Raw genomic sequence first — 11,479 nt, 5'->3', positions numbered from 1 at the left:
CTGTTGGGGGTGTGAGGGGAACCCGGCATTTTACTGGGCGGCTTGCGCGCCCAGCGGCAACACGGGGCCAATGGGATAATTGCGGCATGAGCATCACCATCAAAAGCGCTGAAGACATTGAGGGCATGCGCCTGGCCTGCCGCCTGGCCTCTGAAGTGCTGGACTACATCACTCCCCACATCAAACCTGGCATCACCACCAAGGAAATCGACCGCCTGGGCGCCGAATGCATGGCGCAGCAGGGCACCGTGTCTGCCACCGTGGGCTACCAGCCACCCGGCTACCCGCCCTACCCCGCGTCACTGTGCACCTCGGTCAACCACGTGGTGTGCCACGGCATCCCCAACGACAAGCCGCTGAAAAAGGGTGACATCGTCAATGTGGACGTCACGGTGATCACGCCAGACGGCTGGTACGGCGACAACAGCCGCATGTTCCTGATCGGCGAATGTTCGATCGCCGCCAAGCGCCTGTCGGCGCTGACCTTTGAAGCCATGTGGCATGGCATCGTGCAGGTCAGGCCCGGCGCGCGGCTGGGGGATATCGGCCACGCGATCCAGAAGTTTGCAGAAGGCAACGGTTTCTCGGTGGTGCGCGAGTTCTGCGGCCATGGCATTGGCAAGAAGTTTCACGAAGAACCCCAGGTGCTGCACTACGGCAAGCCCGGCACGCTCGAAGAACTGGTGCCGGGCATGGTGTTCACCATCGAGCCCATGATCAACGCAGGCCGCCGCGAGGTAAAAGATTTTGGCAACGACGGCTGGACCATCGTGACCAAGGACCACAGCCTGTCGGCCCAGTGGGAGCACACCGTGCTGGTCACGCCCACGGGGTATGAAGTGATGACGCTGTCGGCAGGCTCGCCACCGCCGCCGCCCTTTGTCACCGCCACAGCCACCTGAACCAGCCCGGCGACGGCGCGCGGGGCACCTATCGCACTGGCTCGCACAACTCTTGCATGGCATTTTCATGGCCCATCCACCGCGCACCCAATGACCATGACTGAACTCCATGCCCTGAGAGACGCCTACCGCAGCGACAAGGCGGCCCTGCTGGCCGCGATGCAATCGACTGGCGCCTCCACACGCGGCATCCGCGTGCTGCTGCGCAAGCTCTCCTCGCTCGCAGGCACCTTGCTGCAAACGCTGTGGCAGCGGGCAGGGCTGCCCGCCGACCTGGCCCTGGTTGCAGTGGGCGGCTTTGGGCGGGACCAACTCTTTCCCTACTCGGATGTCGATGTGCTGCTGCTGCTGCCCGATGGCGCTGCCCCCGAGGCAGGCAGCGCGCTGCGCACCCAGCTGGAAGGCTTCATCGGCAGCTGCTGGGACGCGGGCCTGGAGATCGGATCGAGCGTGCGCACCGTGGCCGAATGCCTGGCCGAGAGCGCGGGCGATGTCACCGTGCAGACGTCGCTGCTGGAATCGCGGCTGGTGTGCGGCAACGCTGCGCTGTTTGCCGAATTCCAGCGCCAGTACCGGGCGCAGATGAATCCCCAGGCCTTTCTGGTGGCCAAGACGCTGGAAATGCGCCAGCGCCATACCAAGTACGAGAACACGCCCTACTCGCTGGAGCCCAACTGCAAGGAGTCGCCGGGAGGGCTGCGCGACCTGCAGATGATCCTGTGGGTCTCCCAGGCCGCCGGGTTGGGAAACAACTGGAAGGAGCTGGCCGCAAGCGGCTTGGCCACAGCCTTCGAGGTGCGCCAGATCGAGCGCAACGAGGCGCTGCTGTGTCTCATCCGCGCGCGTTTGCATGCGGCTGCGGGGCGGCATGAAGACCGCCTGGTGTTCGACCTGCAGACCGCCGTGGCGGAGTCGTTCGGCTACCGCTCGCAAGCGCCCGATGGCTCGCGCCTGCCCATGCGCGCCAGTGAGAGCCTGATGCGGCGCTACTACTGGGCGGCCAAGGCCGTGTCGCAGCTCAGCCAGATCCTGCTGCTCAACATCGAAGAGCGCCTGAGCCCCTCGACGCACGAGCCGCGCCCGATCAACGAGCGTTTCTTCGAAAAGGCGGGCCTCATCGAGGTCGCCAGCGACGACCTGTACACCCGCGACCCGCACGCGATTCTGGAGACCTTTTTGCTCTACCAGACCACCGTGGGGCTCAAGGACCTGTCGGCCCGTACCCTGCGCGCGCTGTACAACGCGCGCGGCGTGATGGACAGCGCTTTCCGGCGCGACCCGGTCAACCGCGGTGCCTTCATGCGGATTCTGCAGCAGCCCTCAGGCATCACGCATGCCATGCGGCTGATGAACCAGACCTCGGTGCTGGGGCGCTACCTGTGGCCGTTTCGCCGCATCGTGGGGCAGATGCAGCACGACCTGTTTCACGTGTACACGGTGGACCAGCACATCCTGATGGTGCTGCGCAACATGCGCCGGTTCTTCATGGCCGAGCATGCGCACGAGTACCCGTTCTGCTCGCAGCTGGCGGGCGGCTGGGACAAGCCCTGGATCCTGTACCTGGCCGCGCTGTTTCACGACATTGGAAAGGGGCGCGGAGGCGACCATTCGCAGATCGGCGCCGAAGAAGTGCGACGCTTTTGCCGCCAGCACGGCGTGGACCGCGAAGACGCCCGGCTCATCGAGTTTCTGGTGCGTGAGCACCTGACCATGAGCACGGTGGCGCAAAAGCAGGACCTGAGCGACCCCGACGTGATCGCCGCCTTTGCACGCCGCGTTGGCAACGAGCGCAACCTCACCGCCATGTACCTGCTCACGGTGGCGGACATCCGGGGCACCAGCCCCAAGGTCTGGAACGCCTGGAAGGGCAAGTTGCTGGAAGACCTGTACCGCGCCACGCTGCGCACACTGGGCGGTCGGGCACCGGATGCTGCCGCAGAAATCGAGGCCCGCAAGCGCGAGGCGTTGGTGCTGCTGGCCCTGAGCGCCCTGCCCTTCGAGGCCCACAAGGCCTTGTGGGGGACGCTCGATGTGAGCTACTTCATGCGCCACGAAGCCGCCGATATTGCCTGGCACACCCGCCACCTTTCGCGCCATGTGGGCACTGCCAGGCCGGTGGTGCGCGCGCGCCAGTCCCTGGCGGGCGATGGGTTGCAGGTGATGGTCTACGCCGCGGACCAGCCGGATCTTTTCGCGCGCATCTGCAGCTATTTTGACCGGGCGGGCTTCAGCATCCTGGATGCCCGGGTCCACACTGCGAACAACGGCTACGCGCTGGACACTTTCCAGGTGGTCGCTTCCTCGCAACCAGGGCACTACCGGGAGCTCACGCACATGGTCGAAAGCGATCTGGTGCGCGTGATTGAAGCCGGCGGCCCGTTGCCCGAACCTGCGCGCAAGCGGGTGTCGCGCAGGGTGAAGAGTTTTCCCGTGGCCCCGCGCGTCACGCTGCGACCCGACGAAAAGGCGCAGCGCTGGCTGCTGGCCATCTCAGCCAGCGACCGCGCGGGCCTGCTCTATGTGGTGGCGCGCATCCTGGCGCAGCACCAACTGAGCGTGCAGCTTGCCAAGGTCAGCACGCTGGGCGAACGCGTGGAAGACACGTTCCTGATACAGGGCCCGGAACTGCAGAACAACGCCCGCCAGATCGAGATCGAGACGGAACTGCTGCGCGAGTTGTCTGCGTAACAAGCGCGGCGCTCCAAGGGCGTTGGGTTGACAATTTTCTGGCCGGTACCGGCCTACTCCTCAGCGTCACTGATGTCCGGAAACAGTACCTCTGTGAACCCAAACTGCGTGAAGTCGCGCACGCGCATGGGATAGAGCTTGCCGACGAGGTGGTCGCATTCGTGTTGCACCACCCGCGCATGAAAGCCGTCCACCGTGCGATCAATCGGGTCACCGTGCAGGTCCACCCCGGTGTAGCGAATGCGCGACCAACGCGGTACCTTGCCCCGCAATCCTGGCACGGAAAGGCAGCCCTCCCAGTCTTCTTCCTCCTCGATGCCCAGCGGGGAGATGACCGGGTTGAGCAGGACGGTGGGAGGAACAAGGGGCCGGTCCGGGTAGCGCGGGTTGCGCTCAGCGGAGCCAAAGATCACGAGTTGCAGGTCCTCACCAATTTGCGGCGCAGCCAGCCCCGCGCCGTTGACAGAGCGCATGGTGTCAAACATGTCGCGGACCAGAAAGTGAAGCGCTTCGGTATCGAACGCGGTGACCGGCTGGGCGATGCGCAGCAGGCGCGGATCGCCCATCTTCAAAATGGTGCGGATGGTCATGGGAGGTATGTCCTGGTCAAGAAGAAAAACCGTTGCTCGGCTTGCGGCAGCATAGCGTGAACACGGCGGCTGCCGCATTCACAATACGGGGCATGCCTGCGCATCCGCCCGAGCCCCCCGAAGACGACGCACCGCCCTTGCGCCCGCTGCCGTGGCCCCTGCGCTGGCTGCTCCATGCATTTGCGGTGTGCTGCCTCGCACTGGGCATCATCGGTGTGATTGTCCCGGGGCTGCCCACTACCGTCTTTATCCTGATGGCGGCCTGGGCGGCTGCGCGCAGCTCGCCGCGGCTGTACCGCTGGCTGTGGAACCATCGCCTTTTCGGGCCCTTGCTGCGCAACTGGGCGCAAGGCGGCAGGGTCAGCCGCCGCGCAAAGTGGAGCGCCACACTGCTCATGGCGCTCAGCGGCATCGCGCTGGTAGCCACCGGTGCCCGGCCATGGGTCATCGGTGTCGCCACCACCAGCATGGTGTGCGTGGCGGCATGGCTGTGGCGCAGACCGGAACCCTAGAGCCGGTTCACAAAGCGCCCGTGATTCGTTTTTGGCACCGTTTTTGTGTATATAATCTAAGTCTTGTTCCTCGATAGCTCAGTCGGTAGAGCGCCGGACTGTTAATCCGTAGGTCCCTGGTTCGAGCCCAGGTCGAGGAGCCAGAATTTCAGGCCCTGCATGTGTACGCGGGGCCTTTTACATACCGATCATTCCTCGATAGCTCAGTCGGTAGAGCGCCGGACTGTTAATCCGCAGGTCCCTGGTTCGAGTCCAGGTCGGGGAGCCAAGTAAATCAAGAGTCAGCAGGTTAGCGCCTGCTGACTCTTTTGCTTTCTGGATACGCCGTGTCCGACACGTGTCCGAAATTCTCCGCGGAAACATGCATGTGTCCGGATCGCAACAGACCGGTCTTGCCAAGACGGCATCTAAGACGTCGAGAAGCTCGGTGATACAACTCTATGCGCTAGATTTGTCAGCGAATCCAGCATGACCGAGGCGCCCGCAGCGCCCTACAGTTGCCTACATGCCTCCACCGGGAGATTGCCGTGCAACAGACCTCTGCCCCACCCCCGGAAACACAGGATCAAGTTTCGACCGTGTTTCTGCGCATGCCATCCGTCATACAGATGACGGGCTTGGGTCGATCGACGATATACAGGCTCATCGCCCAACAACAGTTCCCCTGCCCCGTTCGTCTCGGTGTGCGCGCAGTGGCCTGGCGCCGCAGCGAACTGGATCTGTGGAGCCAGTCACGCCCAGCGACATCGCACTGAAACGGACAGGTTCTCCATCGGGACGACTCGGAGAGGATAGTCAGGCATTCGAGTCCTCAAGCTTTTGAAGCTGGATTGCCTGCTCAATGAGTCCGAGCCCCTTCGAGTCGCCGACTTCAGGGTCAAAATGCATTCTTCATAGCCTATCGAGGAGCGCAAGTGCGCCCTCAAGGCCCACAAGAGCGCAGCACCATCCCGGTCGATCGCCAGGACCTCGTGCTCGATATGGTCGATGTGGAGTGCATGAAACACCTTGAACCTACAGGCGTGGAAAACGGAGCCGTGTCCGAGCTGCTGGATCTAGTGGGGTTGTACCAGGGCTTGCCGCTGGACGAGGACTGCAAACGCATGCTTCCTCTGGCATCACTGGTGAAACCTTTGACTCGGTACGCGCGAGAGGACTGAGCAACCCATGTCCAGCATCCAGATCATGGCGATTGATGCCAGCGGAGCCATACGCTTCGTCGGCGAAGTCTTACGAGGGGCTACGTGCGGATGTTTCTGCCCCATGTGCAAGAGCCCGCTGGTGGCCAAACAGGGAGACACCAACGAGTGGCACTTCTCACACGAGGCCTCACAGGAGCGCCCCGAGTGCGAAGCCGGTGCGGAGAACCTCGCCAGAAGCCTGGGCATCGAATTTGCACGCGAGTTGGCCGAGCGTGGGGCGCTCGTGTTGCCCGAATACAGGACCTCGGCAGGCGTTATCTCGGCGTGGCTGGACCGCTCACAGGCCGTAGAGTGGAACGCTCAGATTTCAGGCCCTCTCGCATGGAGAGAGCATCCCCCGAAGTCCAAGGTGGTGGCCACCGGTGCGCTGGACACGGGTGCTGCCTTTGCGCTGTTCGTCCAGGTGGACGACGCGGGCGTCCCTCAGGTCGACGACCAGCCTGAGCACTGCGCGTACGGCTCACTGGTGGTCTCAGCCGCATGGCCATCAGGCACCCGCACGCGCGAGGACGCCATGGCCATTCTCAAGCAGACGGTGAGCTTTCGCTGGAGGTATCACCTCGACACGCTGGGTCTCCGGGCCGCCGCACAAGCCGCCATAGAGGCCGAAGTGAGTGCCGTGCGACAGCGCACCGAGGCATTGCAGCGCGAGCGCGCCAACGCAGCGGGGAGACGATGGGCTGAAATCGGCAAACGTCTGGAGCGACCTTACGATGTCCCCCCTGTACTGCGTGATGTAGGCCAACAGGCATCCCCAGAGCCGAAACCCACTGCAAGCACCCTGCCCAGTGGAACCCGTTTTCCCGCCTATCCAGGCCACGCGCTGGGATGCAACTTCCAGTTCTTCCGGCTGGGGGCAGATGAGGCGTGGGTGTTCTATCCGATGGATGTCGCCTTCATCAACGAGCACGTGAAGATGGCCAACGTCGCACAGCCGCTGCCAACCAAGCTCTGGGCGATTGCGCCAGTGGGCGGCCCACGCGAAGGGTGGGATGAGTGCTTTCCGCCCAGCGTGGGCTCTGCCGATGCCGAACTCGGCATCTACTGGGTGCGTGACCACATCACGGCGGTGACCTTCCTCAGCCCCCGCTCCAAAGGGACCCACACGGCCAACGATCCAGCGGAGTTTTCGAACAGATAGCACAGGAAACCTGGGGTCAAACCGAAACAGCAAGCTTCAGAACCACCCCGATCACGAACAGCGAGGCAGCGATACGACCCCAGCGCCAGGTGGTGAACCAGTAGCGGTGATTGACCCACACCGCGCGATGGATTCGCTCTGCTGAGGCCAGGAGCGCAATCGCAACGACCATGGGGCCGACGATCCCGACGGGTGCATCGATCTGGCCCAGCAGGAATACCCAGAACAGCGGCCAGACCACTGCATCGATGGCCGCGAGCCATCGTCGACCGGTCCAGTGCGGTGCATTTGCCCGGGGTTCACGCGCAACGAGCAGCCACATACCAACCTCCAGTCACTTCATGCTTCACAGATCCAATCCACTGTTCTTCTCGTCCTTTTGGACCACGGGACAGTCCTGAATTGAAAGGCAACCGACAAATGCTCAAAGATTGCCAGATCGCACCCGGTGATTGAATCCACACGGCAAACAACCGTAAAAGATGTTTCATCGATCGCGGCCTCAGGGCCTGCCCAGTGATCCAAAAAAGTCGTGTCGTCTGCGCCCCAAGGAACACTGCCCCAATTTCCGAGGGAGCTGGATTGGGAATCCGTCCCCCGGTCATCGAGTCTGCTCAGGTTTGCACCCTGCCCCGCATTCGTCGGTCGCCGTGCGAAACCCAAAGCGCTGCGTCTAGGCGCGAACGCCTGGGCACCGTGGAATAAATGGAAGGGGCCCACCAGAGTGAAACGGCGGTGGGAAGGCGGCCGTTTATGCCGCGAAAGGCCTTGGCGAATGCGCCAGCAGCGCTATGGTTCGCAAGTCGGCGAGCGGCGAATTTTGAGGAGCGGCACCTTGTGGAGACTATCCGAAGGACCATCCACAAATCGGAAACGCAACTCCATGAGTCTCGGTTCGTGAAACGCCGCGTGCCATAAATTCGTTCCAAGAAGCTCAGACGGACGGAAACGACTGGAAACCATTGAGACGCGCACGATACCCGCGCCATCTAGACAGGATTTCGCAGCTCCCAGCTAAATGGATGCAGACAGCGATCTGCCTTCGCTGGCACTGCCGGAGCCGCCCCATATGCTGGATCGTGATCAGTTGGAAACGTTTGCCACTGTGGTCGAGCAGCAAAGCTTTGATCGCGCGGCCAGCGTGCTCAGCATCACGAGGGGCGCTGTCTCCCAGCGAATCAAGGCGCTGGAAGAATCTTTGTCCACGGTGCTGGTCAAGCGCGAACGGCCGGTGGCGGCTACGCATGCCGGTGAAGTGCTGCTGCGCCATGTGAAGGCGCTGCGCATCCTTGAAGGATCGGCACTCCAAGAACTTGCGCCAACCGCTAAACCACACGCACCCGTCTCCCTGGCCATTGCGGTGAATGCCGATTCCCTGGCCACCTGGTTTCCTGAAGTGCTCAAGGATTTGCTGATGGGGCAGCTGGTGGCCCTGGAGGTGATCGCAGACGATCAGGACCACACCTCCGCCCTGCTGGCTCGTGGCGATGTGATCGGGTGCATATCGACATCTGCCAAACCCGCCGATGGGTTCTTGGCCGAATGCCTGGGCGCCATGGAATACCGCTGCTATGCGACGCCAGCCTTTGCCTCCACGCACTTTCCGAGCGGACTCACGGTCCAAGCAGTGCTCTCAACACCGGCTGTGTTGTTCAACCGCAAGGACTCGCTGCACGACGATTTCCTGAAAAGGCATTTCGGGTTTGCCGTTGAGCGGTACGCCAGACACTACCTCCCCTCGCCCGTCGCCTTGCTAGAAGGGGTTGCCATGGGCGCTGGCTATGGCCTGATTCCCAGCTGGCAGGCGGCTCCCTTGGTGGAAGCTGGACAGCTCGTGGACGTCTGCCCGACTGAACGAGAGATGGTGGACCTGTTTTGGCACCACTGGGACCTCGAACCACCAATGGCCAGCGACATCACTGCCCTGATCGTCAAAGTGGCCAGAAATAGCCTGGAGCCTTCGGTCGGATTCGAGCCATCAACGGCGCAGACTGGACCATCGCCGAGCCCACCTTCCGGCCACAAAGCGGAGCCACAGGGCGGTGCCAGCGGACAAGAAGCATCCGAGCAGCAGTGACACCACGTCGGTGTCTTCACCATACCGTCCCAACCAGCCCGCCAGATGCACGGCGACTGAACCTGCGAAGCCAACCGCCACGATCCACTTCGCGTGCTGCGGCGGCACGACGATGCCCGAGACCATGGTGGCAAAGCAAACGCCGATGCTGGCGATGTAGACCACGTTGACCGACACCATGGTGTCCACAATGCCCTGGTCAAGTGAGGCCAGCAACGCGCTCAAACCCAAGGCAATGAGCGCAAACATCGGGTGACCCGCCGAACGACTGCCAGAAGCGGCGCACGCCAACGCTTCCGTCATGGCGCGCAAGATCGCCGCGCCTGCACCCAACGCTGCCACGGACAGGGCGATGAGCATCAACTTGTCAGCGCCCTGCCCCACCGATCCAGCGACCTGACCCAGCACCCAGGGAACCACCTGCTTGGTGTCCGTCAAGTCGCCCAACATGCCACCGCTCTGCATGGCGACCACCACGGCCGACGGCAGAAAGGCGATCACAAAGAGCAGCAGCCCAGCCAGAACGCAGCCACCCACGGCGGCCAAAGGTGAGCGCGCGGCCAACACAAATTGCTGGTAATCGGCACCGGTACACACCAACAATCCGACGGCCAATGAAATGGCCACCAAGCGGGATGCACTGAACGTGGACAGGTCTTCGGTAAAAGCAGGGATCGCCTGCAGGTAGACGCCCATGCCTTTGGCAACGACCAGCGCGTAGACCAGAACAGCGGCGCTCGCAAGAAGACACATGGCGAACAAGGCCGATGCGAACCGCAGATCCAATCGCGATGCGCCGTAGATCAACAGCAAGATCACCAAGTAGCTGTTTGTCTGTTCAAGGCCCAACAACTCCAGCACCGCGACACCACCCTGAATCTGGGCGGCCAGCACTCCCGACATCCAGATCAATGACAGAAACGCCACAACGCCTTGAAGCTGCTTGCCATAGGCACGGCCAAACAGATCCCAGACCGGAAGTCCAGTTGCCCAGAGCTGCCGTGCGAACGCAGCCAACACCAGCATGCCAAAGCCGGTGGCTACCCCATAGATGCTGCCTGCCATGCCGTGGGAAAGTGCCAGTTCGCCCGAACCGAAAAGGAAACCAATCCCGTAGCTGGCCGAAACCAGAAGTGCAGCAACCTGCAAGCTACCCAGCGCCCTGTTCATGGAACCCGCCCTTGCGTCTGCCAGGCGCCAGTCACTGGATCGGCGCCGGTGAAGTAGGCACAGCAGACCTTGCCGCGATCCCGAAAGACATCTTGCCCTTTGAGTAACCGGTGCGCCTCGGGCAGTCGGTAGTAAGGCACTGCCGGCAGAAGGTGATGGGTGAGGTGGTAGCCGTTGTTGCGCGGGTGGATAAACCAGCGCCAGACACCGTGGCAAGCCATGTCACGCGTAAAGGTGAACACGCCGCCCGGCTGAAGGCCGAAGTGATCGCACATCTCGCGGAAGGTGGTGATCAGATGGAATGCCGTCGCCCTGGCCAGCAGCCATAGCACCAGAAAGGTGACCGTGAAGTCGGGGCCGGCCACAACCCACATCAACGCTACCGCCCCAAGCCACCACCCAACGATGTAGAGCTGACTGGCCGTGCGAACCTGGCGCGACAACAGGTGTCCACCCATCGACGACAGCCATGCATTTAGGGAAAAGACTTGGTCCAGGTAGTTCGAGAACCAGGTCGTCGGCCGACTGCGAGCGAAAAACAGGAGATCGGGGTCACCCCCATCGGTTCCCAGTTCCATGTGGTGTTTGAAGTGCTTTTCGCGGTAGCGGGTCAGGCTGGCGAACAGCAAAGGCGCGATGAACAGGCGCGCCACCAGGTCATTTCGCCGTCGGTCCCGCCACAGATTCCGATGACCCGCGTCGTGGAGGATGTTGCCGAGCGCGCGTTGGCGGTTGGCGATCAGCACAACAGCCAGTGGCGCGAACAGCTCGCTCCACCAAACGACCAGCGCCACCAAGCTGAGGACGATGAGCCAGTCGAAGGCAATGTCCAGCACGGCGCGCCAAGGCGCCACCCGAAACAGTTCACAGTGCGGGTCACCCTGTTGGCGCAGCTCTGATCGAAGCGCGGCCATGTCCGAAAGGACATTCGAAGTCGTTGTCATGGTGGACACTCCTTCTTCACGGCGTGCGGCTGCGGACGGCCTCGCAACGCACGGTAACGTATGTCGGAGCACAAGGCCCAGGCCGCGCCAAAAGGTATCAGGAGATCCCAACTGCGCGCGGTGGTTTAGGAACTTTGGCCGTGCGTCAATTCAGCTAAACCAGTCCCTTCTGCGGTGCACTTGCGCACTTGTCCACACGCCGGGTCAACGCCAGCCGCCCATAATCAACGCCGAAAGCCAACACCATTTCCCT

Annotated in this window: 11 protein-coding genes and 2 tRNA genes; 9 read left to right on the top strand and 4 right to left on the bottom strand. The window is 62.5% G+C overall.

Annotation, left to right across the window (positions count from 1 at the left end):
* Positions 1-86 precede the first annotated feature (86 nt).
* Positions 87-902 (top strand): type I methionyl aminopeptidase, encoded by an 816-nt coding sequence (gene map / locus KYG_RS06960; protein ID WP_008904147.1) that lies wholly within the window; start codon positions 87-89, stop codon positions 900-902.
* Positions 903-998: 96 nt separating this feature from the next.
* Positions 999-3,590, top strand: a complete 2,592-nt coding sequence (locus KYG_RS06955) for a [protein-PII] uridylyltransferase (RefSeq protein WP_139019315.1) — start codon at positions 999-1,001, stop codon at positions 3,588-3,590.
* Between the two features lie 53 nt (positions 3,591-3,643).
* On the opposite strand, the gene def is transcribed toward KYG_RS06955, so the two are convergent.
* Positions 3,644-4,180, bottom strand: coding sequence for a peptide deformylase (gene def, locus KYG_RS06950; protein ID WP_008904145.1), 537 nt, complete (start codon positions 4,178-4,180; stop codon positions 3,644-3,646).
* 92 nt (positions 4,181-4,272) lie between these two features.
* Here def and KYG_RS06945 point away from each other — a divergent pair, with 92 nt between their 5' ends.
* The 6 genes from KYG_RS06945 to KYG_RS06920 all read left to right on the top strand — a co-directional run bounded on the left by KYG_RS06945 (position 4,273) and on the right by KYG_RS06920 (position 7,035).
* Positions 4,273-4,692 carry a YbaN family protein gene (locus KYG_RS06945; protein WP_008904144.1) on the top strand — a complete coding sequence of 140 codons (420 nt, stop codon included), beginning with the start codon at positions 4,273-4,275 and terminating at the stop codon, positions 4,690-4,692.
* A 67-nt stretch (positions 4,693-4,759) separates the two neighbouring features.
* Positions 4,760-4,835: transfer RNA gene (locus KYG_RS06940), tRNA-Asn, on the top strand.
* Between the two features lie 49 nt (positions 4,836-4,884).
* Positions 4,885-4,960 (top strand) — tRNA-Asn (locus KYG_RS06935).
* A gap of 322 nt (positions 4,961-5,282) precedes the next feature.
* Positions 5,283-5,447: an AlpA family transcriptional regulator gene (locus KYG_RS23640; protein WP_034693553.1), complete on the top strand. Its 165-nt coding sequence runs from the start codon at positions 5,283-5,285 to the stop codon at positions 5,445-5,447.
* A gap of 159 nt (positions 5,448-5,606) precedes the next feature.
* Positions 5,607-5,852 carry a hypothetical protein gene (locus KYG_RS06925; RefSeq protein ID WP_008904141.1) on the top strand — a complete coding sequence of 82 codons (246 nt, stop codon included), beginning with the start codon at positions 5,607-5,609 and terminating at the stop codon, positions 5,850-5,852.
* A gap of 7 nt (positions 5,853-5,859) precedes the next feature.
* Positions 5,860-7,035: a competence protein CoiA family protein gene (locus tag KYG_RS06920; protein ID WP_008904140.1), complete on the top strand. Its 1,176-nt coding sequence runs from the start codon at positions 5,860-5,862 to the stop codon at positions 7,033-7,035.
* 16 nt (positions 7,036-7,051) lie between these two features.
* Here KYG_RS06920 and KYG_RS06915 read toward each other — a convergent pair whose 3' ends face one another.
* Entirely contained in the window at positions 7,052-7,357 is a 306-nt protein-coding gene (locus tag KYG_RS06915) for a hypothetical protein (RefSeq protein WP_008904139.1), read from the bottom strand.
* A gap of 696 nt (positions 7,358-8,053) precedes the next feature.
* Here KYG_RS06915 and argP point away from each other — a divergent pair.
* Positions 8,054-9,112 carry an HTH-type transcriptional regulator ArgP gene (gene argP, locus KYG_RS06910; protein WP_008904138.1) on the top strand — a complete coding sequence of 353 codons (1,059 nt, stop codon included), beginning with the start codon at positions 8,054-8,056 and terminating at the stop codon, positions 9,110-9,112.
* Here the strand turns inward: argP and KYG_RS06905 are convergent.
* Complete coding sequence (locus KYG_RS06905; RefSeq protein ID WP_008904137.1) at positions 9,014-10,282, bottom strand: hypothetical protein; 1,269 nt, start codon at positions 10,280-10,282, stop codon at positions 9,014-9,016. The two genes, argP and KYG_RS06905, sit on opposite strands and share 99 nt — an antisense overlap.
* The gene (locus KYG_RS06900; protein ID WP_008904136.1) at positions 10,279-11,226 is read right to left on the bottom strand and encodes a fatty acid desaturase family protein; all 948 of its coding nucleotides are present in this window, start codon (positions 11,224-11,226) and stop codon (positions 10,279-10,281) included. Before KYG_RS06900 ends, KYG_RS06905 begins: the two co-directional genes overlap by 4 nt.
* Positions 11,227-11,479: the final 253 nt, after the last annotated feature.

This window comes from Acidovorax sp. NO-1, from assembly GCF_000238595.1.
Lineage (GTDB): Bacteria > Pseudomonadota > Gammaproteobacteria > Burkholderiales > Burkholderiaceae_C > Acidovorax.
This window is presented reverse-complemented; position numbering and strand designations above follow the sequence as displayed.